This window comes from Kosakonia pseudosacchari (genome assembly GCF_015167415.1).
In the GTDB taxonomy this organism is placed as follows: domain Bacteria; phylum Pseudomonadota; class Gammaproteobacteria; order Enterobacterales; family Enterobacteriaceae; genus Kosakonia; species Kosakonia pseudosacchari.
In genome coordinates this window covers 4,175,432-4,197,742 of record NZ_CP063425.1, presented here as the reverse complement: position 1 = coordinate 4,197,742, position 22,311 = coordinate 4,175,432, and the positions used below count along the sequence as shown (strand labels likewise).

Sequence of the window (22,311 nt, the reverse complement as noted above, 5' to 3'; positions counted from 1 at the left end):
CGAAAGGATATTTCGCATGCCGCACCACGCAGGATTGTCGCAGCACTGGCAAACGGTTGTTTCTCGTCTGCCGGAAGCGCTCACCGCGCAACCATTGAGCGCGCAGGCGCAGTCAGTGCTCACTTTTAGTGATTTTGTTCAGGACAGCATCATCGCGCATCCTGAGTGGCTGGCAGAGCTTGAAAGCGCACCGCCGCCAGCGAACGAGTGGCAACACTATGCGCAATGGCTGCAAGCGGCGCTGGATGGCGTCACCGATGAAACCTCGCTGATGCGCGCGCTGCGGCTGTTTCGCCGTCGCATCATGGTGCGCATCGCCTGGAGTCAGGCGCTACAGTTGGTGGCGGAAGAGGATATCCTGCAACAGCTCAGCGTGCTGGCGGAAACCCTGATCGTCGCCGCGCGCGACTGGCTCTATGACGCCTGCTGCCGTGAGTGGGGAACGCCGTGCAATCCGCAAGGCGTTGCGCAGCCGATGCTGGTGCTCGGCATGGGCAAACTTGGCGGCGGCGAACTCAATTTCTCATCCGATATCGATTTGATTTTCGCCTGGCCGGAAAATGGCGCCACGCGCGGCGGACGCCGTGAGCTGGATAACGCACAGTTTTTTACCCGCCTTGGTCAACGGCTAATTAAAGTCCTCGACCAGCCAACGCAGGATGGCTTTGTCTACCGTGTCGATATGCGCTTGCGTCCCTTTGGCGACAGCGGCCCGCTGGTGCTGAGTTTTGCCGCGCTGGAAGATTACTACCAGGAGCAGGGGCGCGACTGGGAACGTTACGCGATGGTGAAAGCGCGCATTATGGGGGACAACGACGGCGACCATGCGCGAGAGTTGCGCGCCATGCTGCGCCCGTTCGTTTTCCGGCGCTATATCGACTTCAGCGTGATCCAGTCTCTGCGCAACATGAAAGGCATGATTGCTCGCGAAGTGCGGCGTCGTGGCCTGAAGGACAACATAAAACTCGGCGCGGGCGGTATTCGCGAAATAGAGTTTATCGTGCAGGTTTTCCAGTTAATTCGCGGCGGTCGCGAGCCTGCGCTGCAATCGCGTTCGCTGTTGCCGACGCTTGCTGCCATTGATCAACTGCATCTGCTGCCGGATGGTGATGCCCCCCGGCTGCGCGAGGCGTATTTGTGGCTGCGACGGCTGGAAAACTTGCTGCAAAGCATTAATGACGAACAGACACAGACGCTGCCGGCCGATGATCTGAATCGCGCGCGCCTCGCCTGGGGAATGGGCAAAGAGAGCTGGGAAGCGCTCTGCGAAACGCTGGAAGCGCATATGTCGGCGGTGCGGCAGATTTTCAACGATCTGATTGGCGATGATGAAACGGATTCGCCGGAAGATGCGCTTTCTGAGGGCTGGCGCGAATTGTGGCAGGATGCGTTGCAGGAAGAGGACTCTACGCCCGTGCTGGCGCATCTTTCCGAGGACGATCGCCGCCGCGTGGTGGCGCTGATTGCCGATTTTCGCAAAGAGCTGGATAAACGCACCATTGGTCCGCGCGGGCGACAGGTACTCGATCACTTAATGCCGCATCTGCTCAGCGATGTATGCTCGCGTGACGATGCGCCAGTGCCGCTGTCGCGTCTGACGCCGTTGCTAACCGGGATTATTACCCGCACCACTTACCTTGAGCTGTTGAGTGAATTCCCCGGTGCGCTGAAACACCTCATTTCCCTGTGCGCCGCGTCGCCGATGGTGGCCAGCCAACTGGCGCGCTACCCGATTTTGCTCGATGAACTGCTCGACCCGAACACGCTCTATCAACCAACGGCGATGAACGCCTATCGCGATGAACTGCGACAATACCTGTTGCGCGTGCCGGAAGAGGATGAAGAGCAGCAACTGGAGGCGCTACGGCAGTTTAAGCAGGCGCAGTTGCTGCGCGTGGCGGCGGCGGATATCGCCGGTACGTTACCCGTCATGAAAGTGAGCGATCACTTAACCTGGCTGGCGGAAGCGATTATCGATGCGGTGGTGCAGCAAGCCTGGAACCAGATGGTGGCGCGTTACGGCCAGCCGACGCATCTGCACGATCACGAAGGGCGCGGTTTCGCCGTGGTCGGTTACGGCAAACTTGGCGGCTGGGAATTAGGTTACAGCTCCGATCTGGATCTGGTGTTCCTGCACGACTGCCCGATGGATGTGATGACCGATGGCGAGCGTGAAATCGATGGCCGCCAGTTCTATTTGCGCCTCGCGCAGCGCGTGATGCACCTGTTCAGCACGCGCACGTCGTCCGGCATTCTTTATGAAGTCGATGCGCGTTTGCGCCCGTCCGGCGCGGCCGGAATGTTGGTGACCACTGCGGAAGCGTTCGCCGATTATCAAAAAAATGAAGCCTGGACATGGGAGCATCAGGCGCTGGCGCGTGCGCGCGTGGTATACGGCGATCCGCAACTGACCGCCGAATTTGACGCCATTCGCCGCGATATCCTGATGACCTCCCGCGATGCCGCTACCCTGCAAACCGAAGTGCGGGAAATGCGTGAGAAAATGCGCGCCCATCTTGGTAACAAGCACAAAGACCGTTTCGATCTGAAAGCCGATGAAGGCGGTATTACCGATATTGAGTTTATCGCTCAGTATCTGGTGCTGCGCTTTGCCCATGAGAAGCCGAAACTGACGCGCTGGTCGGATAATGTGCGCATCCTCGAAGGGCTGGCGCAAAACGGCATCATGGATGAGCAGGAAGCGCAGGCATTGACGCTGGCGTACACCACGTTGCGTGATGAGCTGCACCACCTGGCGCTGCAAGAGCTGCCAGGACATGTGGCGCTCTCCTGTTTTGTCGCCGAGCGTGCGCTTATCAAAACCAGCTGGGACAAGTGGCTGGTGGAACCGTGCGCCCCGGCGTAAGTGTGGTATCATCGCGCGCAAATTTTGTATCTCTCAGGAGACAGGAATGAAAGTTACGCTGCCAGAGTTCAATCAAGCCGGTGTCATGGTGGTGGGTGATGTGATGCTGGATCGCTACTGGTACGGCCCAACCAGCCGCATTTCTCCGGAAGCGCCAGTTCCGGTTGTTAAAGTCGATACCATTGAAGAGCGACCGGGTGGTGCGGCAAACGTGGCGATGAACATTGCCTCGCTGGGCGCAACGGCGCGTCTGGTTGGCCTGACTGGCATTGATGATGCGGCGCGCGCGCTGAGCAAAGCGCTGGCGGATGTTAACGTAAAATGTGACTTCGTTTCTGTTCCGACGCACCCCACCATCACTAAGCTGCGTGTGCTGTCGCGCAACCAGCAGCTGATTCGCCTGGATTTTGAAGAGGGCTTTGACGGGGTCGATCCGCAACCGCTGCATGAACGCATCAGCCAGGCGTTGGGCAACATTGGCGCGCTGGTGCTGTCGGATTACGCCAAAGGGGCGCTGGCAAGTGTTCAGCAGATGATCGCGCTGGCGCGCAAAGCGGGCGTGCCGGTGCTTATCGATCCGAAAGGCACTGATTTTGAACGCTATCGCGGCGCCACGCTGCTGACCCCGAACCTTTCTGAGTTTGAAGCGGTAGCCGGGAAGTGCAAAAGCGAAGACGAGATCGTCGAACGCGGCATGAAAGTGATTGCCGATTATGAACTTTCTGCACTGTTAGTCACTCGTTCCGAGCAGGGGATGACGCTGCTGCAGCCGGGCAAAGCGCCACTGCATATGCCGACCCAGGCGCAGGAAGTGTATGACGTCACTGGCGCGGGCGATACGGTGATTGGCGTGCTGGCGGCGACGCTGGCGGCCGGGAATTCACTGGAAGAAGCATGCTATTTCGCCAACGCTGCTGCAGGCGTGGTGGTCGGTAAACTCGGTACCTCAACCGTGTCGCCAATTGAGCTGGAAAACGCGGTGCGTGGTCGTTCAGAAACCGGTTTTGGTGTGATGACGGAAGACGAAATGAAAGTCGCCGTCGCGGCGGCGCGTAAGCGCGGCGAGAAAGTGGTGATGACTAACGGCGTGTTCGACATTCTGCATGCCGGGCATGTCTCTTATCTGGCGAATGCGCGCAAACTGGGCGATCGCCTGATTGTTGCGGTTAACAGTGACGCGTCTACCAAACGCCTGAAAGGGGAAACTCGCCCGGTTAACCCGCTTGAGCAGCGCATGATTGTGCTGAGCGCGCTGGAAGCCGTGGACTGGGTGGTGTCCTTTGAAGAGGATACGCCGCAGCGCCTGATTGCCGGGATCCTGCCGGACCTGCTGGTGAAAGGTGGTGATTACAAACCCGAACAGATCGCCGGTAGCGAAGAAGTCTGGGCGAACGGTGGCGAAGTGCTTGTGCTCAACTTTGAAGACGGTTGCTCAACCACCAACATCATCAAAAAGATCCAGAAAGATAGCCAATAACGGCGCGGCTGGTGAATGGTGAAAAAGAAAAAGCCCTCTTTACGAGGGCTTTTTACTATTGTTCATCAACCGGTGGAATAGCGGGAGCCGGTTTCACTTCAGTGACATTGCCGCTGTTGCGGCTTTCCAGCTCGCTGAGGCGCTGTTCCAGCAACGCCAGCTTTTCGCGGGTGCGCAGCAGAACCTGCGTCTGTACGTCAAACTCTTCGCGGCTGACCAGATCGAGGCGGGTTAACTGCGATTGCAGCGTCTGGCGGATCTTCTTCTCAACGTCTTCCCCAAACTCACGGATCCCTTTCGGCATGGATTCGTGAACCTGACGCGCAATCTGTTCAATTTTCTTCGGATCAATCATGTTGGGGTCCCTGTTCGGATAGGTTCATGGAGTTATTGTAGTGTGATAACCCCAGGTGATAAACCAGAATTGTTTGAAGCTTATGCATTGCCGAAGATTATCAATGGCGTTATAGTTATCGCGCTTATTCTCAGGGCGGGGCGAAATTCCCCACCGGCGGTAAATCAGCGCATGCTGAAAGCCCGCGAGCGCTTCAGGTTACCGCCTGAAGGTCAGCAGATCCGGTGTAATTCCGGGGCCGACGGTTAAAGTCCGGATGGGAGAGAGTAACGAATCTGTCGGGCAATGACGCCCGCTCGCGTTATTTTTTTGCCGCATTGCGACACTCCTAAGACTGCCCTGATTCTGGTAACCATAACTTTATTGAGGTCTTTTACCATGAATCAGACGCTGCTTTCTTCTTTTGGCACGCCTTTCCAACGTATTGAACACGCTCTTGCCGCGCTGCGCGAAGGCCGTGGTGTGATGGTGCTCGATGACGAGAACCGCGAAAACGAAGGCGACATGATTTTCGCCGCTGAAACCATGACCGTTGAGCAGATGGCGCTGACCATTCGCCACGGTAGCGGCATTGTTTGCCTGTGCCTGACCGACGAACGCCGTAAACAACTCGATCTGCCAATGATGGTAGAGAACAACACCAGCGCATTTGGCACTGGTTTTACTGTGACCATTGAAGCGGCACACGGCGTAACCACCGGCGTTTCGGCGGCTGACCGTCTTACCACCGTTCGTGCGGCGATTGCTGATGGCGCTAAACCGTCCGATCTGAACCGTCCTGGTCACGTATTCCCGCTGCGCGCGCAGCCGGGTGGCGTGCTGACTCGTGGTGGTCACACAGAAGCGACTATCGATTTAGTGACGCTGGCGGGCTTCAAACCGGCGGGTGTGCTGTGTGAATTAACCAATGACGATGGTTCGATGGCGCGCGCGCCGGAATGCATCGCCTTTGCGAAACAGCACAATATGGCAGTAGTGACAATTGAAGACCTGGTGGCTTATCGCCAGGAACATGAGCGCAAAGCCAGTTAATTAATCGTTCGCCTTATTCATAAAAATCCGCAGCTTTTAGCTGCGGATTTTTTTTGCCTGTTCTGCGTCAAAGTTTGGCGCGCTTCTGGTCAGCACGCATTGAAAATCTGCTGTTCTACTTATAAAGTGGTAAGCGCTGCGGCGAGTATTAAAACGGACTTGAGATTTTTCTAACTCGTTCAAATTAAGTGGCTTTGTGATTCATTTGTGAAGCAATTTTTGCCGAATATATGACGGAGGCAATGTGTTTATTTCCTGGTATTGGATTGTGGCTATTGTTGTGCTGGTTGTTGGCTATATCCACGTGCTTAAACGTAATTGCAAAGCCTGCCGTCACGATCGCGAAGCGATTTATAAAGGTTATTTACGCGTGCTTGATGAGGTGAAAAAACTGCGGCGCGTTGGGCAGGGCGATTAAAACACCGCTGCCCGCAATCACCTTATTTAACCGCCAAATCCCATTGCCTGTAGCGCCACCAGGCTTAACCCCATCACCGACATGCCGCACAGTACGCCGTAGCTCGGGTTGTTATTCGGATCGATCTCTTTTGCCAGCGGCATTAATTCATCAACCGACAGCGCCACCATGATCCCGGCAACCGCCGCCATAATCGCCGCCATCACTACCGGCGAGACCAGGCTTCCCAGAATCAGCCACGCCAGCACGCCGCCAAGGATTTCCGCCATACCCGAGATGCCCGCCCAGAATACCGCACTGCGTTTTGACCCGGTTGCCGCATACACCGGCCCGGCGACCGCCAGCCCTTCAGGAATATTGTGTAACGCGACCGCGAAGGCAATGCCAAAACCGAGCTCCAGATCATTGCTGGCGGTAACGTAAGTGGCGATCCCTTCCGGAAAGTTATGCAGGCTGATACCGAGCGTCAGCAAAATGGCGGTACGGCGAATACCGCGCGGAAAAGTTTGCTGTGTGCCCTGCATTAAATCTTGCGGATGGGCGTGCGGTAACATGCGATCCAGCGCGAAATAGCCCAGCAAGCCGACGACAAACATGCCATAGCCGAGCATAGGCGACATATTTTCCGTTGCCAGTGCGGCGGGCAACATCTCCATCAGCGAGATAAGCAGCATGATCCCGGCGGCAAAACCGAGCGAAAACGCCAGTACGCGGTTTGAGGGCTTCTGGCCGATAACACCAAGAAGCGCGCCAATAAACGTCGCCGCGCCTGCCAGGATGGTCAGAATCAAAGGTACTGACATAGGTTGCTCCTTTATGATAATCATTCTCATTAATCTACGTTTTTGTTGCACGAAAAGCGAGACGGGTTGGCTGGCTTTACGCATTCCTTACATTCAAAATTACTGATGATCTTCATCACGGTTATCTGAGTTCTTCACCTACCGAAAAAGCGTAATCTACGTTTATCAAATAGACACACTCAGTAAGGATATCACCATGTCAGCACCTCGCATGCCCGCACTGTTTTTGGGCCACGGCAGCCCAATGAATGTGCTGGAAGATAACGTTTATACCCGCGCCTGGCGCGCTCTGGGCGAGACGCTGCCACGCCCGAAAGCGATTGTGGTGGTATCCGCGCACTGGTTTACTCGCGGAACCGGCGTAACCGCCATGGAAGCGCCAAAAACTATCCATGATTTTGGCGGTTTTCCGCAGGCGTTGTACGACACGCATTATCCGGCACCTGGCTCGCCAGAGCTGGCTCAGCGTTTGGTGGAGTTGCTCTCGCCTGTGCCAGTAACGCTGGATAAAGAAGCCTGGGGTTTTGACCACGGTTCATGGGGCGTGTTGATCAAAATGTACCCGAACGCGGATATTCCGATGGTGCAGCTCAGTATCGACAGCACCAAACCGGCGGCATGGCACTTCGAAATGGGCCGCAAGCTGGCGGTGCTTCGCGATGAAGGCATCATGCTAGTTGCCAGCGGTAACGTGGTACATAACCTGCGTACCGCGCGCTGGCATGGCGAAAATACCCCTTATCCGTGGGCAACGGCGTTCAATGATTATGTGAAAGAGAACCTGACCTGGCAGGGGCCAGCCGAGCAGCATCCGTTAGTCAATTATCTTGAGCATGAAGGCGGTTCGCTCTCTAACCCGACGCCGGATCACTTCCTGCCTCTGCTGTATGTGCTTGGCGCATGGGATGGCAAGGAACCGGTGTCGATACCGGTCGAGGGTATCGAGATGGGATCGCTCAGTATGCTTTCGGTCCAGGTTGGCTAAATGAATGGCGCGTTATGCGCCATTTTTTTCGCCTGAAAATAGAAAACTTCGAGGAGGATCGCAAAAAAAAGCACCTGAAATACGGTTTTTTTGAAAATAAAAAGAGCTTCGCTACAAAAATGAAACGCCGTGCTGAATTTCGGCTCTTTTTGTGAACATCATCGTCGCAATAACCCACCTGAGTGACTACGCTTCAGAGTGTCTGGTTTTCAGACATACCCATAAAAACAATCCGGTGTAATGCCACGAACATTCTGTTCGCGGTCGGTCTTTTGCGCCTAAAAATTAAACCCTCTGGAGACACGGAAATATGAACTCAGCGAAAACCTTACAAAAAGTCTGTATTAGTTCCGCTCTGCTGTTTATCTCCCACGCCTCTGTCGCCCAAACCTTTCGCGCTGCCGATGTTCATCCCGCCGACTACCCGAATGTGGTGGCGGTAAAACATATGGGTGAAAAACTCAGCAAGGCGACAGATGGTCGGCTGGATATTAAGACCTTTCCAGGCGGCGTATTAGGCGACGAGAAGCAAGTCATTGAACAGGCACAAATTGGTGCCATTGATATTATTCGTGTCTCGATGACGCCAGTCGCGGCGATATTACCGGAGATCAACGTCTTTACGCTGCCTTATATTTTTCGCGATGAAGACCATATGCATAAAGTTCTGGATGGCATGATTGGCCAGGAAATTGGTAATCGCCTGTCGGAAAGCAGTAAATCGCGGCTGATCTTCCTGGGCTGGATGGACGCCGGAACGCGTAACCTGATCACCAAAGCGCCAGTCACTAAGCCGGAAGATCTTAAAGGCATGAAAATCCGCGTGCAGGGCAGCCCCATTGCGCTCGATACGCTGAAAGCGATGGGCGCTAACTCAGTGGCGATGGGGGTCAGCGAAGTGTTCAGCGGAATGCAAACCGGCGTAATTGATGGCACCGAAAATAACCCGCCCACATTCGTCGCGCATAACTATTTACCGGTCGTCAAAAATTATACCTGGAGTAAGCACTTTATTATTCCCGAGCTGTTTTTGTTCTCAAAAGCCAAATGGGACAAGCTGAAAAAAGAGGATCAGGAATTAATTCTCAAACTGGCGAAAGAGGCTCAAGCTGAGCAGCGCGAATTGTGGAAAACCTATAACGAAAAATCGCTGGAAGCGATGAAAACGGGCGGCGTGCAATTCCATGACATCGATACCAAAGCGTTTTTTGAAGCGACCCAACCGGTGCGCGATAAATACGGCAAAGCGCATCAGGAGCTGATTACCCGTATTCAACAAGTGCAATAACTTTTGCCGGGCAGGCTTGTTTTATCTCCTGCCCATTTGCAACTTTCACCGGGAAAACTGCTATGGCTGAACGCTATTCGTTGTTGATGGATATTCTGTACCGGATATCGATGTGGATTGCTGGTCTGGCGCTGTTAATTATGGTGGCGATTATTCCGGTGGGCATTTTCGCCCGCTATGTCATGAACAGCGCGTTATCGTGGCCGGAGCCGGTCGCGATTATCTGCATGGTGACCTTTACCTTTATTGGCGCCGCCGTGAGCTACCGCGCGGGTTCGCATATTGCGGTCAGTATGGTTACCGATCGTTTAAGTGAACCGCTGCGCAAAGTCTGCTTTGTGTTTGCGGATTTGATGCTGCTGGCGATCAGCGTTTTTATTCTCTGGTATAGCACGGCGCTATGCGCGGAATTATGGGAACAACCGGTCGCCGAATTCCCGCTCTTTACCGCAGGAGAAAGCTATTTACCACTGCCTGTCGGTTCTGCCATTACCATCTTGTTTATTATCGAAAAAATGCTTTTTGGCGCGCAATATCACCGCCCGGTGGTGATGCTGGGTTCATCGAGCTAATCCCCGATCACATCCCGTAAGGAACGTTTATGGATGCATTTATTCTGGTCTTTACGCTGGCCATTATGCTGGCGGTGGGTGTACCGGTGGCTTACGCCGTGGGCATCAGCGCGGTGCTTGGCGCGTGGTATATCGATATTCCGCTGGAAGCGGTGATGATCCAACTGACTAACGGCGTGAACAAGTTCTCGCTGCTGGCGATCCCGTTTTTTATTCTCGCAGGCGCGATCATGGCCGAAGGGGGGATCGCCCGGCGGTTGGTCAATTTCGCCTATATTTTTGTCGGCTTTATTCGCGGCGGGTTGTCGTTAGTCAATATTGTCGCTTCCACATTTTTCGGCGCGATTTCCGGATCGTCCGTGGCAGATACCGCCTCGATCGGTTCGGTGATGATCCCGGAAATGGACAAAAAAGGGTATCCGCGTGATTTTGCCGCCGCGGTTACCGCCAGTGGATCGGTGCAGGCGATCTTAACGCCGCCGAGCCATAATTCGGTGATCTACTCGCTGGCGACGGGCGGTACGGTTTCTATTGCCGCGCTGTTTATTGCCGGGATCCTGCCGGGTTTGTTGCTCAGTTTTACCCTGATGGTGATGTGCGTGGCATTCGCTCATAAACGCGGTTATCCAAAAGGGGAGCGCGTGCCGTTTCGCCAGGCGTTGAAGATCTTCGTGGATACGCTGTGGGGGCTGATGACGGTGGTGATCATCATGGGCGGCATCCTGTCCGGGATTTTCACTGCGACAGAGTCAGCGGCGATCGCCTGCCTGTGGGCCTTTTTCGTCACCATGTTTATTTACCGCGATTACAAATGGTCGGAGCTGCCAAAGCTGATGTACCGCACGGTGAAAACAGTGACGATTGTGATGATCCTGATTGGCTTTGCCGCCGCGTTCGGGGCGGTGATGACCTATATGCAATTACCCGCTCGCATTACGGAAGCCTTCACCCAAATCTCGGATAACAAATACGTTATTTTGATGTGCATTAACATCATGCTGCTCTTGCTCGGCACGCTGATGGACATGGCGCCGCTGATTTTGATCCTGACGCCGGTGCTGCTGCCAGTGACCAATGCGCTGGGCATCGATCCGGTACATTTCGGCATGATCATGCTGGTAAACCTGGGGATTGGCTTGATCACACCGCCTGTCGGATCGGTGCTGTTTGTCGCCAGTGCGGTCAGCAAACAGAAGATCGAACAGGTAGTAAAAGCGATGCTGCCGTTCTACCTGATCCTGTTTTTAGTGCTGATGCTGGTAACCTATATTCCGGCGATCTCGCTGTTCCTGCCGAAACTGTTTGGTGTGTTGTAAGGCAATAAAAAACCCGGCCTGAGTTGCCGGGTTTTCGCTTATTCCACAAAGATGTGCGGATAGAAGCGGGAGAGATCCTGCGTTATCAAGGCGCGATCTTCGCGAATGCCGATCCCGGCAGGTTGATCGTTGATAAGCCAGCTGCCAATCAGCGTATAGCTGTCGCCGAACTTAGGGAGCTGGCAGAACTGCTGCACGATCATGCCTTCTTCGCCGTACGGCCCTTCGACGGCTTCGACCGTTTTGCCGTTCTCAATGATCGACACATTGGCGCCTTCGCGGGAGAAAATAGGTTTAACAACGTATTTTTCCATCTCCGGGTGCGCGTCTTCGGCAAAATAAGCCGGCAGCAAGTTCGGGTGGTCCGGGAACATTTCCCACAACATCGGTAACAGTGCTTTGTTGGAAATAATGCTTTTCCAGGCGGGTTCCAGCCAGCGTACGCCTGCGTCCTCCAGCTTGGTAGAGAACATTTCGCGCAGCATATATTCCCACGGATAGAGCTTAAACAGGTTACCAATCACCTGGTCTTGCAAATCCGTGAACTGACCTTTTTCCCCGAGACCAATATCTTCGATATAAAGGAATTCGGAGGCCAGCTCTGCCTCGGCCGCACAATCCTGCAAATACTGCACCGTACCGCGATCTTCGACCGTATCGCGGCAGCAGGTGAAATGCAGGAGCTGAAAACCGTGCTGCTCACGCAACTCGGCAAAGCGCTCAATCAGCTTCTCTTGCAGACTATTGAACTGATCGCTGCCTTGCGGCAGGTTGCCGGCATTGAGTTGATCTTCCAGCCAGATCCACTGAAAGAAGGCGGCTTCATACAGCGAAGTCGGCGTATCCGCATTGTTTTCCAGCAGCTTCGGTTCGCCAACGCCATCCCAGGCGAGATCGAGGCGCGAATACAAAGAGGGTTGATGCGTGGCCCATGACTGGCGCACAAAACTCCAGGTGTGCTTAGGGATGCGAAACTTCGCCATCAGCTCATCACTGGCGACGACTTTCTCTACCACTTTCAGGCACATCTGGTGCAATTCTGCGGTCACCTCTTCCAGCTTCTCAACCTGCGCAAGCGTCAGCTTGTAATAGGCATCTTCACACCAGTAGGGCTCGCCGTACATGGTGTGAAAATTGAAGCCGTACTCGGTGGCTTTTTCGCGCCAGTCCGGGCGCTCGGTAATACTGATTCTTTCCATGGCGCTTAGCCGCCCATTGAACGGGTGGTTGTACCGCTGGCGCTACGCTGCATGGTGTTCTGCTTCGCCACAGATTCACCAAAGCCGCCGCGCGTTACCGTGGTGGTAGTAGCCGGTTTCGGTGCCATCGCCGTTTTCGGCACGTTGATGGTACGGCCAGGCTGCGCTGCGCCATAGCCTTTTCCGGAAGCATCGGTGTACTGACCATAAGCCGGGCTTGCCGGATTACGCGAGCTGAACAGCGGCTGCTGTGCAAAGCCCGCGCCGCCGCCCATCATACGGCCCATCATGTAACCAGCCATCAGCGGCATCCAGAAGCTGCCGCTGGACTGCGCCTGCGCCTGGTTTTCCGGCGCTACGCCAGCCTGTACCGGTGCGGCCTGGCACTGACCTTCACCGAACTCGGCAACGCAATCTTCACGCGTGGCGTATTTCGGCGCGGTGCGCTCAGCTTCTTTCAGCGCGTTGTTATACGCGGCGGTACATTCCGCGCTTTTCCCCGGGTTCGCCGATGAGCAATCATCCGCGTTTTGATAGAGGGAAACTGTCTCGTCACTTTTTTCACAACCCGCCAGCATAAAAACAGCGGTAACCGCCAGCGCGACAGGCGTCAGATGGCGCGCGCTCCAGCTTTTGCGGAACGTTGCGTGTTGGATGTTTTTTGTCCGTTTCATTGTAATATTCCTGGACCCCAAAGGCATGAGTAAACGCTCAGGATAGAGGATGCGGGGGGGAAGTTAAAGCAAGGAGGGGAGGCCTTTACGTTGCCTTACGTAAAAACGGGGGCTTGATGCCCCCGTTGTCGAAAAGTACTGATTAACGTTTCACGCTGGTGCGTGCTGCGGCAGGTTGTGCGTTGCCGTTGAAGTTATCAACACTTGCTGCCTGCTGCGTATCTTCCGGCGCGACGCTTTCCGGCGCGGTATCGACCGGTTTACCCAGCGTGCTGTTCAACGCCAGCAAATCCTGCTCGTTCAAAGAACCCAGCGCGGATTTGATGTTAAGCTGGTTGATCAAGTAGTTGTAACGCGCGCTGGAGAGCTGCTGCTTGGCGTTATACAGCGTAGTGGTCGCATCCAGCACATCGACGATAGTACGCGTACCCACGGAGTAACCCGCTTCCATCGCATCCAGAGAGCTCTGGGCAGAAACCACCGCCTGTTTGTAGGCGTTGATGCTGCTGATGGAGGCATTCACGTTATTAAAGGAAGAGCGCACGGTCTGCACCACGTTGCGGTGCGCGCTTTCCAGTTGCTCGCTCGCGCCAACAAAGTTGTACTGCGCCTGTTTCACCTGCGAACTCACTTGACCGCCCTGGTACAGCGGCAGGGAGAAGCTCAGGCCCACTTTATTCTGACCGGCGTCAACATCCGGGTTTTGCGCGCTTTTGGAACCGCTGTAAGAGGTGTTAGAAACACCCGTCGAGGCGGTTAAATTCAGCGTTGGCAAATGACCATCTTGCGCCTGGCGAATTTGCTCGCGCGCCAGATCCTGGCTCAGACGCGCCTGCAGCAGGGTCAGGTTACGGTTTTCCGCTTCCTTCAGCAGCGCATTAACGGCTTGCGGTTTCTCGGTCTTGAAATTGTCGACGTTCAGCGAGGCCAGTTGCGGGTAGTAATTACCGGTGACCTGACGTAGCGCTTCCACCATGTTATCGAGATTGTTGCGCGCGGTCACTTCGTTTGCCAGTACGGTGTCATACTGCGAACGGGCGTTTTGCACGTCGGTGATGGCGACCAGGCCAACGTTAAAGCGTTGGGTCGTTTGATCCAACTGGCGGTAGATCGACTGTTTCTGTGCCTCGGTGTAGGAAAGCGTATCAATGGCGCTCAGCACGTTGAAATAGGCGGTGGCCGTATTCAAAATCAACGTTTGCTGATCGGTCTGCCAGGTGACGTCCTGAATACCTGCGGTTTTTTCCTGTAGTGTCAAAGCGCGCCATTTCGACATATCAAAAATGGTTTGCGTTAACTGCAAGGAGGCGCTGGTGACATTCGAATTGACGCCTTTGCTGTCACGGTAGCCATTGGAATAGTCATAATCTGCACCCAAACCAAGCTGAGGCAGTAACGGGCTACGCGCTTCGTTAATCTTTTCAAAAGCAGCATCGCGGTCAGCGGCGGATTTACGCAGATCCGGGTTGCTCAAACGCGCCTGCTGATAAACCTGTAACAGGTTTTCTGCCTGGCTCATGGCGCTGAAGCCGGTCAGGCTCAGGCCGATAAGGAGGGGGAGCAATTTCTTCATTTGCATTCCTTGTTGTGAAGCAGTATTAGCGCTGGTCTAAATTAGAAAAAATAATCGCCGATTCTACCAGATAGAAGCACCGCTTCAGCTTGGCGTAACGTGCCATCGGCGTAAATATGCATCAATCTATCACATAGCACTTGAAACGATAGCTATACAGGCTTGAAATCTACTGCTTTGTCATTATTTCAAAAGAGACGCCGCCCATGAGTAAGCCAGTAGCATCCGCAGTGACTTTCACAAAAAACGATGTAGAAATTATTGCACGGGAAACGCTCTACAGCGGTTTTTTTTCGCTCGATCTATACCGCTTTCGCCACCGGTTATTCAATGGCGAAATGAGCGGTGAAGTCCGCCGTGAAATTTTTGAACGCGGTCACGCCGCAGTCTTGCTACCCTTTGACCCAGTGCGCGACGAAGTTGTGCTGATCGAACAGATCCGCATTGCGGCGTTTGATACCAGCGAAACCCCATGGTTACTCGAAATGGTGGCCGGCATGATTGAAGAAGGCGAAAGCGATGAAGATGTTGTGCGTCGCGAAGCCATCGAAGAGGCCGGTCTGCACGTTGGTCGTGTGAAAAGAATGTTGAGTTATTTGGCAAGCCCTGGCGGCACCAGCGAGCGTTCCGCCGTGTTGGTGGGCGAAGTGGATGCCACGCAGGCCTCGGGTATTCATGGTCTGGTGGATGAAAACGAAGATATTCGTGTTCATGTGGTGAGTCGGGAACAGGCTTACCAGTGGGTAGAAGAGGGGAAAATCGACAACGCAGCGTCTGTCATTGCCCTGCAATGGCTGCAACTGCATCATGAGAGCTTACGAAACGAGTGGAAAAAATGAAGCGTTATACACCTGACTTCCCAGAAATGATGCGCCTGTGCGAAACCAATTTCGCCCAGTTGCGCCGCTTGCTGCCGCGTAATGACGTAGCGGGCGAAACGGTGAGCTATCAGGTGACCAACGCGCAGTACCGGTTAACGATAGTCGAGTCCACCCGCTACACTACGCTTGTGGAAATTGAGCAGACCGCGCCATCGATTAGTTACTGGAGCTTGCCGTCAATGACGGTGCGACTTTATCACGATGCGATGGTGGCCGAAGTGTGTTCGAGTCAGCAGATCTTTCGTTTCAAAGCGCGTTATGATTATCCGAATAAAAAGTTGCATCAACGCGACGAAAAGCATCAAATTAACCAGTTTCTGGCCGATTGGCTGCGTTACTGTTTAGCACATGGAGCAATGGCGATTCCGGTTTGTTAGCGTCGTGAAACCTAAGGACACCATTTGGAAAGCCTGTTAAACCTCTCTCTGGCGGGTGAGCCCAGAGTGAGGGTATTACAAATAACTGATTCTCACCTGTTTGCCGAAAAGCATGAAACGTTGTTAGGGGTGAATACCTGGGAAAGCTATCAGGCGGTACTGGAAGCTATCCGCTCTCAGCAGCGTGAATGCGATCTTATTGTCGCCACCGGCGACCTGGCACAGGACCATACCGCTGCGGCTTATCAGCTTTTCGCTGATGGCATCGCAAGCTTTGACGCGCCTTGCGTTTGGCTGCCGGGCAACCACGATTTCCAGCCCGCCATGTACAGCGCGTTGCAGGATGCGGGGATCTCGCCGGCGAAACGCGTTTTTATCGGCGAGCACTGGCAAATTCTGCTGCTGGACAGCCAGGTGTTTGGCGTACCGCATGGTGAATTGAGCGAGTTCCAGCTCGACTGGCTGGAGAAGAAACTCACCGACAGCCCGCAGCGCCACACCTTATTGCTGCTTCATCATCATCCACTCCCTTCCGGCTGCAGTTGGCTCGATCAACACAGCCTGCGTAACGCGGGTGAGCTGGATAACGTGTTACAGCGTTTTCCGCAGGTGCGGTATCTGTTGTGCGGGCATATTCACCAGGAGCTGGATCTCGACTGGAATGGCCGTCGTCTGCTGGCGACGCCATCGACCTGCGTACAATTTAAACCGCACTGCGCCAACTTTACGCTTGATACCATCGCGCCAGGCTGGCGCTGGCTGGAACTCTACCCGGACGGAACCTTGCACACCGAAGTTTGCCGCCTGGAAAGTACCCGGTTCAGGCCGGACACCGCTTCAGAAGGTTACTGATGTCCACGCTTCTTTATCTGCACGGGTTTAACAGCTCGCCGCGTTCCGCCAAGGCGACGCAGCTTTCGCAATGGCTGGCGCAGCATCACCCGGAGATCAACGTGATTGTGCCCCAGTTACCGCCTTATCCGGCGGCAGCGGCGGAACTGCTGGAATCTCTGGTGCTGGAACAGGGCGGAAAACAGCTCGGGATCGTCGGTTCCTCGCTCGGCGGCTATTACGCCACCTGGCTTTCGCAATGTTTCATGTTGCCAGCGGTGGTGGTGAATCCTGCGGTGCGACCGTTTGAATTGCTGGCAGATTATCTCGGGCATAACGAGAACCCCTACACAGGGCAGCAATATGTGCTAGAGTCTCGCCATATTTACGAGCTCAAAGTGATGCAAGTTGACCCGCTCGAAGCGCCGGATTTAATCTGGCTGCTACAACAAACCGGGGACGAAGTGCTGGATTACCGCCAGGCGGTGGCTTATTACGATGCCTGCCGTCAGACAGTTGAAGAGGGCGGAAACCATGCTTTTGTGGGCTTTGAGAATCATTTCACACAGATTATCGATTTCCTTGGGCTGCATTGAGCCATCAGGGAAACGATGCGGTCACTATCTACGAACAAACCATGACGCAATCCTATAACGCTGATGCCATAGAGGTACTCACCGGGCTTGAGCCGGTTCGCCGCCGTCCGGGGATGTACACCGATACCACGCGCCCTAACCACCTGGGCCAGGAAGTTATTGATAACAGCGTCGATGAAGCGCTGGCCGGCCACGCTAAGCGCGTGGACGTGATCCTGCACGCCGATCAGTCGCTGGAAGTGATCGATGACGGGCGCGGTATGCCGGTGGATATCCACCCGGAAGAGGGCGTTCCGGCCGTTGAGCTGATCCTCTGTCGTCTGCACGCGGGCGGTAAATTCTCCAATAAAAACTACCAGTTCTCTGGTGGTTTGCACGGCGTTGGCATCTCGGTGGTTAACGCCTTGTCCCGCCGCGTGGAAGTGACCGTCAAGCGTGACGGCCAGGTCTATAGCATCGCGTTTGAAAACGGTGAAAAAGTGCAGGATCTGCAAGTGATCGGCACCTGCGGTAAACGCAATACCGGCACCAGCGTGCATTTCTGGCCGGACGAATCCTTCTTTGATAGCCCGCGTTTTTCCGTTTCCCGTTTGACGCATCTGCTGAAAGCCAAAGCCGTGCTTTGCCCGGGCGTCGAGATCACCTTTAAAGATGAGGTGAACAACGCCGAGCAGCGCTGGTGCTACCAGGATGGTCTGAACGATTACCTGAGCGAAGCGGTAAATGGCCTGCCGACGCTGCCGGAGAAACCGTTTATCGGCAATTTCTCCGCGGAAACCGAAGCGGTCGATTGGGCGCTGCTATGGCTGCCGGAAGGCGGCGAGCTGCTGACGGAAAGTTACGTCAACCTGATCCCCACCATGCAGGGCGGCACCCACGTTAACGGTCTGCGTCAGGGGTTGCTGGACGCGATGCGTGAATTCTGCGAATACCGCAATATTCTGCCGCGCGGCGTGAAGCTGTCGGCGGAAGATATCTGGGATCGCTGCGCTTATGTGCTGTCAGTGAAGATGCAGGACCCGCAGTTCGCCGGGCAGACCAAAGAACGATTGTCGTCCCGTCAGTGCGCCGCGTTTGTTTCTGGCGTGGTGAAAGACGCATTCAGCCTGTGGCTGAACCAGAATATTCAAACGGCGGAACTGCTGGCGGAGATGGCCATCTCCAGTGCTCAGCGTCGTATGCGTGCCGCCAAAAAAGTGGTGCGCAAAAAGCTGACCAGCGGCCCGGCGCTGCCTGGTAAGCTGGCGGATTGCACCGCGCAGGATCTGAGCCGCACCGAACTGTTCCTCGTGGAAGGTGACTCGGCGGGCGGCTCCGCGAAACAGGCGCGCGATCGTGAATACCAGGCGATCATGCCGCTAAAAGGCAAGATCCTGAACACCTGGGAAGTCTCTTCCGATGAAGTGCTGGCCTCGCAGGAAGTGCACGACATTTCGGTGGCGATCGGTATCGATCCAGACAGCGACGATCTGAGCCAGCTGCGTTACGGCAAGATCTGTATTCTCGCGGATGCGGATTCCGATGGACTGCACATCGCCACATTGCTGTGCGCATTGTTTGTGAAGCACTTCCGTGCGCTGGTGAAAAATGGCCACGTTCATGTGGCGCTGCCGCCGCTGTACCGTATCGACCTCGGCAAAGAGGTGTATTACGCGCTCACGGAAGAAGAAAAAACCGGTGTGCTGGAGCAGTTAAAACGCAAAAAGGGCAAACCGAACGTGCAGCGCTTTAAAGGGCTGGGCGAAATGAACCCGATGCAGTTGCGCGAAACCACGCTTGATCCGAATACCCGCCGCCTGGTGCAACTGGTGATCGACGACGAAGACGAGCAGCAGACCAACGCGATGATGGACATGTTGCTGGCTAAAAAGCGCTCAGAAGATCGCCGCAACTGGCTACAAGAAAAAGGCGATATGGCGGATATTGAAGCCTGATCCTGTTTAAAGTACAGACCCGGCCTACGTAGGCCGGGTCTGTAAAACGCCACTTCACCAGCAGCCAACCTTCCCGTCAGTTCAGCTTCAGATAATCACTTTTTTCGTAGCGATAGACGTTGACCAATGCGCGACCGCAGTCTGGACTGCCGTGGTGTAATCCATCTGACAGTGCAGTTTTCAACTGCGGAAGCTCATCAATTCTTGCTGAATAAACGGCGGTAATATTTCGGTAATTTGATTCACCGCTTCGTTAAACCCCCTCATTGCGCCGACAGCCCGCCCGGCTTTTCCGGTATTGCAGTGGCGTTTCGCCAATGCCCTTCTTAAACGCGCTGATAAAGTAAGTCACATCGGAAAACCCCACTTCGCTGGCGATATGGTGAATGGCCAGTGCGCTATGCAGTAACAAGTCGCATGCTTTGCGCAAGCGCAGAGTGTTCAGATACTGGTGGATGGGTTCGCCGGTCTCAAAATGGAAACGGCGCGAGACATAGCTGCGGGATTTGCCCAACTCCTGCGCCAGCCGCGCAAGGCTGAATTTCTGCCGGTAATTCTCCTCCAGCCAGAACATCACCGGCGTGGCAATGCCGTTGCGTTCATCCGGTAATTTCTGCTTATCTTCTGGCAACATACTCAACAGATTTAGCAACAAACAGGCGACCTGCTCGCCATTCAGACTGTGGTTTTCGGCAAGCCTCGCGTAGCTGCTAAACAGGTGGTCGATATGCGGGTGAATAGCCGCGACATCCATTACCACCGCCGGGCCACCGCGTAAAGCGAGATGCTGCAATCGCTGGTGATTGTGCGGGAACGCGCGTAGATTTTGCAGCACGGCGTGGTGATCAACGTGAATAATGGTGCGGCGATAGATGGCCTGCGCTTGCTCATCCACCATCACTTTATGGATGGTGAAAGGCGGAAAGAAAAAGAGCCGCCCTGGGCGCATGGTGTACTGGCGGTTATCAACCATCACCACACCAAAACCCTCTTCTACATACAGCACTTCCAGACACTGGTGCCAGTGATGATAACGCACGGTATTGGCGAAAAGTCGGCTAAACGATACCACCGCATCGTTTAACGTGATCAGTTCAAGACGTTCGTTCTGCAATGGTGTCGTCATAGTGCAACCCATCTCAATTTTTACCCCGCAAGGCACATTTATAAACCACGGTTTTAAATTTTCTCAACAGCGGGTTCAGGAAAAGCATGCCGATGTGACAGAGCTAACATTTCCGGCGGTTGTTCATTAACTATCCTTCAGCCACACCATGAGGGAGAGAACGCTATGCAGGCGGCGGAAGTGAAAACATCAAATCCATTGTCATCCCGTGACGATGTAGTCGGCGCGTTGAAGCAGATGCTGGCGGCGCTGGATAAACAGTTTCCTGAAGGGGCGTCGCATTTCTCGCTGGGAGCCACCAGCGCGCATTACAGCGATGCGATTGCCGAAATGGAAGGGCTGTCCCGCGCGTTGTGGGGGCTGTTTCCGTTAATGGCAGGTGACGACGCAGAACCCTTCAGCCACAAATATCTGGCGGCGATCAAGCGCGGCGTCGATCCACAAAGCGCGGGCTACTGGGGGACAACAGAGCCCTACGATCAGCGGCTGGTGGAGATGGCGGCTTATGGTCTGGGGCTGGCGCTGCTGGGCGATAAATTGACCGCGTTGCTGAGCGAAGCGGATGTCCGCAATCTGCACCAGTGGCTGAACCAAATCACCGACGCGCAGATGCCTGACAGCAACTGGAATTTTTTCGCCATCATGGTGCAGCTTGGTTTTAAACGCGCCGGATTACCCTGGGATGCCGCAGCCATTGAACGGCGTTTTCGCATGATGGATGCCTACTACCTTGGCGACGGTTGGTATTCCGATGGCCCAGGACGACCAAAAGATTACTACATCTCAATGGCGTTTCATTTTTACGGGTTGATTTACGCCACGCTGAATGGGGAAGACGATGCATCGCGTGCGGCGACGCTGCGCGAGCGGGCAACGCTTTTTGCCGAAGATTTTATCTATATGTCAGCGGCGCAGGGCGAATCAGTGCCTTTTGGCCGCAGCCTGACGTACCGTTTCGCGATGGTGGCCTTCTGGAGTGCGGTGGCCTTTTCCGGGCTGGCGGTGTTTTCACCTGGCGTGGTGAAAGGGGTTGTCCTGCGCCATTTGCGCTGGTGGTTACAGCAGCCGATTTTCGATCGCGACGGCATTTTAACGCTCGGTTTCGCCTACCCGAACCTCGCGATGTGTGAAGACTACAATTCGCCGGGCTCGCCATACTGGGCGCTGAAAGTTTTCCTGATTCTGGCGTTGCCGTCATCAGACGATTTCTGGCAAGCACCAGAACTGCCGCTGCCTGCGCTAAACACGCAGCGTACGATTGCGCCTGCCGGGCAGATCATTGTCCACAGCGATCGCTCGCGGCATGTCTGGATGCTCACCGCCGGACAACTGGAGCTGAACAACTACGTCAATACCGAGGCGAAGTACACCAAGTTTGCCTACTCCAGCCGTTTTGGTTTCACCATTGAACGCGGGCGGTACGGAATTAAACACGCCGCCTGCGATTCGATGTTGCTGCTCAGTGAAGGAGATAACTATTTTCGTGGTCGCCGTGAGTGCGACGAGGTGGTTGTGACAGAACAGGCGATTTTCTCGCGCTGGTCGCCGTGGGCAGACGTGCATATCGCAAGCTGGCTTATACCGTGCGGTGACTGGCACTTGCGCGTGCATCGCATTGATTCCGCACGTCATTTGCAAAGCGTGGAGGGCGGTTTCGCGGTGCTGAAAGCGCCGCACCGCAACGAGCAGGGCGGTAGCCTGGTTAGCGCGGAAAATGGCGTTAGCGGCATCTTTGAATTAGCGGGCACTGCGCCGCGTGAAGCCGATAGCGTGGTTACACCGCCCAACAGCAGCATTATGTTTTCCCCTTGCGCGTCAATCCCGGTGCTGCGTGGAAATATTGCGCCGGGCAGGCAGTGGCTGGCCTGTGCGGTTCAGGCTGCTATTACGGAGCAGGCTTTTGATTTTGTCTTACCGCAATTGCACATCGAAGAACAGGCGCTGGTAATTAATACACCGGAGCAGGAAAACAATATTGTTATTGCCTTTTAATTCCCGGTTACGGCCG

At 54.8% G+C, this 22,311-nt stretch carries 20 protein-coding genes and 1 riboswitch; of the genes, 14 read left to right on the top strand and 6 right to left on the bottom strand.

The genetic code is table 11. The annotated features are described in order from the left end of the window. Window positions 1-16 precede the first annotated feature (16 nt). Together glnE and hldE are read left to right on the top strand one after the other, a co-directional pair. Window positions 17-2,866, top strand: a complete 2,850-nt coding sequence (gene glnE, locus IP581_RS19790; protein WP_193821193.1) for a bifunctional [glutamate--ammonia ligase]-adenylyl-L-tyrosine phosphorylase/[glutamate--ammonia-ligase] adenylyltransferase — start codon at window positions 17-19, stop codon at window positions 2,864-2,866. Window positions 2,867-2,912: 46 nt separating this feature from the next. Further along, window positions 2,913-4,343 carry a bifunctional D-glycero-beta-D-manno-heptose-7-phosphate kinase/D-glycero-beta-D-manno-heptose 1-phosphate adenylyltransferase HldE gene (gene hldE, locus IP581_RS19785; RefSeq protein ID WP_193821192.1) on the top strand — a complete coding sequence of 477 codons (1,431 nt, stop codon included), beginning with the start codon at window positions 2,913-2,915 and terminating at the stop codon, window positions 4,341-4,343. 55 nt (window positions 4,344-4,398) lie between these two features. Here hldE and ubiK read toward each other — a convergent pair whose 3' ends face one another. Beyond that, window positions 4,399-4,698, bottom strand: a complete 300-nt coding sequence (gene ubiK, locus IP581_RS19780; RefSeq protein ID WP_086873374.1) for a ubiquinone biosynthesis accessory factor UbiK — start codon at window positions 4,696-4,698, stop codon at window positions 4,399-4,401. A gap of 122 nt (window positions 4,699-4,820) precedes the next feature. Next, window positions 4,821-4,970, top strand: a riboswitch (FMN riboswitch). Window positions 4,971-5,076: 106 nt separating this feature from the next. Here ubiK and ribB point away from each other — a divergent pair. Next, window positions 5,077-5,730 (top strand): 3,4-dihydroxy-2-butanone-4-phosphate synthase, encoded by a 654-nt coding sequence (ribB, locus tag IP581_RS19775; RefSeq protein ID WP_017457444.1) that lies wholly within the window; start codon window positions 5,077-5,079, stop codon window positions 5,728-5,730. Between the two features lie 244 nt (window positions 5,731-5,974). Next, a complete protein-coding gene (locus tag IP581_RS19770; protein WP_017457445.1) occupies window positions 5,975-6,148 on the top strand; it encodes a hypothetical protein in 174 nt (57 codons plus the stop codon). A 26-nt stretch (window positions 6,149-6,174) separates the two neighbouring features. Here the strand turns inward: IP581_RS19770 and zupT are convergent, their stop codons facing one another. Further along, window positions 6,175-6,951 (bottom strand): zinc transporter ZupT, encoded by a 777-nt coding sequence (gene zupT, locus IP581_RS19765; protein ID WP_017457446.1) that lies wholly within the window; start codon window positions 6,949-6,951, stop codon window positions 6,175-6,177. A gap of 196 nt (window positions 6,952-7,147) precedes the next feature. Here zupT and ygiD point away from each other — a divergent pair, with 196 nt between their 5' ends. The 4 genes from ygiD to IP581_RS19745 all read left to right on the top strand — a co-directional run bounded on the left by ygiD (window position 7,148) and on the right by IP581_RS19745 (window position 11,112). Next, window positions 7,148-7,936 (top strand): 4,5-DOPA-extradiol-dioxygenase, encoded by a 789-nt coding sequence (gene ygiD, locus IP581_RS19760; protein ID WP_097400780.1) that lies wholly within the window; start codon window positions 7,148-7,150, stop codon window positions 7,934-7,936. A gap of 310 nt (window positions 7,937-8,246) precedes the next feature. Continuing rightward, a complete protein-coding gene (locus tag IP581_RS19755) occupies window positions 8,247-9,224 on the top strand; it encodes a TRAP transporter substrate-binding protein (RefSeq protein ID WP_086873376.1) in 978 nt (325 codons plus the stop codon). Window positions 9,225-9,286: 62 nt separating this feature from the next. Beyond that, window positions 9,287-9,796 carry a TRAP transporter small permease gene (locus IP581_RS19750; protein WP_097400782.1) on the top strand — a complete coding sequence of 170 codons (510 nt, stop codon included), beginning with the start codon at window positions 9,287-9,289 and terminating at the stop codon, window positions 9,794-9,796. A gap of 29 nt (window positions 9,797-9,825) precedes the next feature. After that, the gene (locus IP581_RS19745) at window positions 9,826-11,112 is read left to right on the top strand and encodes a TRAP transporter large permease (RefSeq protein WP_017457451.1); all 1,287 of its coding nucleotides are present in this window, start codon (window positions 9,826-9,828) and stop codon (window positions 11,110-11,112) included. Between the two features lie 38 nt (window positions 11,113-11,150). On the opposite strand, the gene IP581_RS19740 is transcribed toward IP581_RS19745, so the two are convergent. The 3 genes from IP581_RS19740 to tolC form a co-directional block, all read right to left on the bottom strand. Beyond that, window positions 11,151-12,311, bottom strand: a complete 1,161-nt coding sequence (locus tag IP581_RS19740) for a glutathionylspermidine synthase family protein (protein WP_097400783.1) — start codon at window positions 12,309-12,311, stop codon at window positions 11,151-11,153. 5 nt (window positions 12,312-12,316) lie between these two features. After that, window positions 12,317-12,985 (bottom strand): DUF1190 family protein, encoded by a 669-nt coding sequence (locus tag IP581_RS19735; RefSeq protein ID WP_020455288.1) that lies wholly within the window; start codon window positions 12,983-12,985, stop codon window positions 12,317-12,319. 142 nt (window positions 12,986-13,127) lie between these two features. Continuing rightward, the gene (gene tolC, locus IP581_RS19730) at window positions 13,128-14,558 is read right to left on the bottom strand and encodes an outer membrane channel protein TolC (RefSeq protein ID WP_097400784.1); all 1,431 of its coding nucleotides are present in this window, start codon (window positions 14,556-14,558) and stop codon (window positions 13,128-13,130) included. 206 nt (window positions 14,559-14,764) lie between these two features. Here tolC and nudF point away from each other — a divergent pair, with 206 nt between their 5' ends. Genes nudF through parE form a run of 5 tightly spaced genes read left to right on the top strand, consistent with a single transcriptional unit; the run spans window position 14,765 to window position 19,177 of the window. Continuing rightward, the gene (gene nudF, locus IP581_RS19725) at window positions 14,765-15,397 is read left to right on the top strand and encodes an ADP-ribose diphosphatase (RefSeq protein WP_086873380.1); all 633 of its coding nucleotides are present in this window, start codon (window positions 14,765-14,767) and stop codon (window positions 15,395-15,397) included. After that, entirely contained in the window at window positions 15,394-15,816 is a 423-nt protein-coding gene (locus IP581_RS19720; protein ID WP_017457456.1) for a DUF1249 family protein, read from the top strand. The genes nudF and IP581_RS19720 overlap by 4 nt, the downstream gene beginning before the upstream one ends. A 24-nt stretch (window positions 15,817-15,840) precedes the next feature. Further along, window positions 15,841-16,668, top strand: coding sequence for a 3',5'-cyclic-AMP phosphodiesterase (gene cpdA / locus IP581_RS19715; RefSeq protein ID WP_086873381.1), 828 nt, complete (start codon window positions 15,841-15,843; stop codon window positions 16,666-16,668). Beyond that, window positions 16,668-17,243 carry an esterase YqiA gene (gene yqiA / locus IP581_RS19710; protein WP_086873382.1) on the top strand — a complete coding sequence of 192 codons (576 nt, stop codon included), beginning with the start codon at window positions 16,668-16,670 and terminating at the stop codon, window positions 17,241-17,243. The genes cpdA and yqiA overlap by 1 nt, the downstream gene beginning before the upstream one ends. 41 nt (window positions 17,244-17,284) lie before the next feature. Next, window positions 17,285-19,177, top strand: a complete 1,893-nt coding sequence (gene parE, locus IP581_RS19705) for a DNA topoisomerase IV subunit B (RefSeq protein WP_193822727.1) — start codon at window positions 17,285-17,287, stop codon at window positions 19,175-19,177. Between the two features lie 253 nt (window positions 19,178-19,430). On the opposite strand, the gene IP581_RS19700 is transcribed toward parE, so the two are convergent. Then, on the bottom strand, window positions 19,431-20,303 hold the full coding sequence (locus tag IP581_RS19700; RefSeq protein ID WP_097400787.1) for a helix-turn-helix transcriptional regulator: 873 nt from the start codon (window positions 20,301-20,303) through the stop codon (window positions 19,431-19,433). A 165-nt stretch (window positions 20,304-20,468) separates the two neighbouring features. Between IP581_RS19700 and IP581_RS19695 the strand changes: the two genes are divergently transcribed. After that, window positions 20,469-22,295: a DUF2264 domain-containing protein gene (locus IP581_RS19695; protein WP_193821191.1), complete on the top strand. Its 1,827-nt coding sequence runs from the start codon at window positions 20,469-20,471 to the stop codon at window positions 22,293-22,295. The last annotated feature ends 16 nt before the right edge of the window (window positions 22,296-22,311 follow it).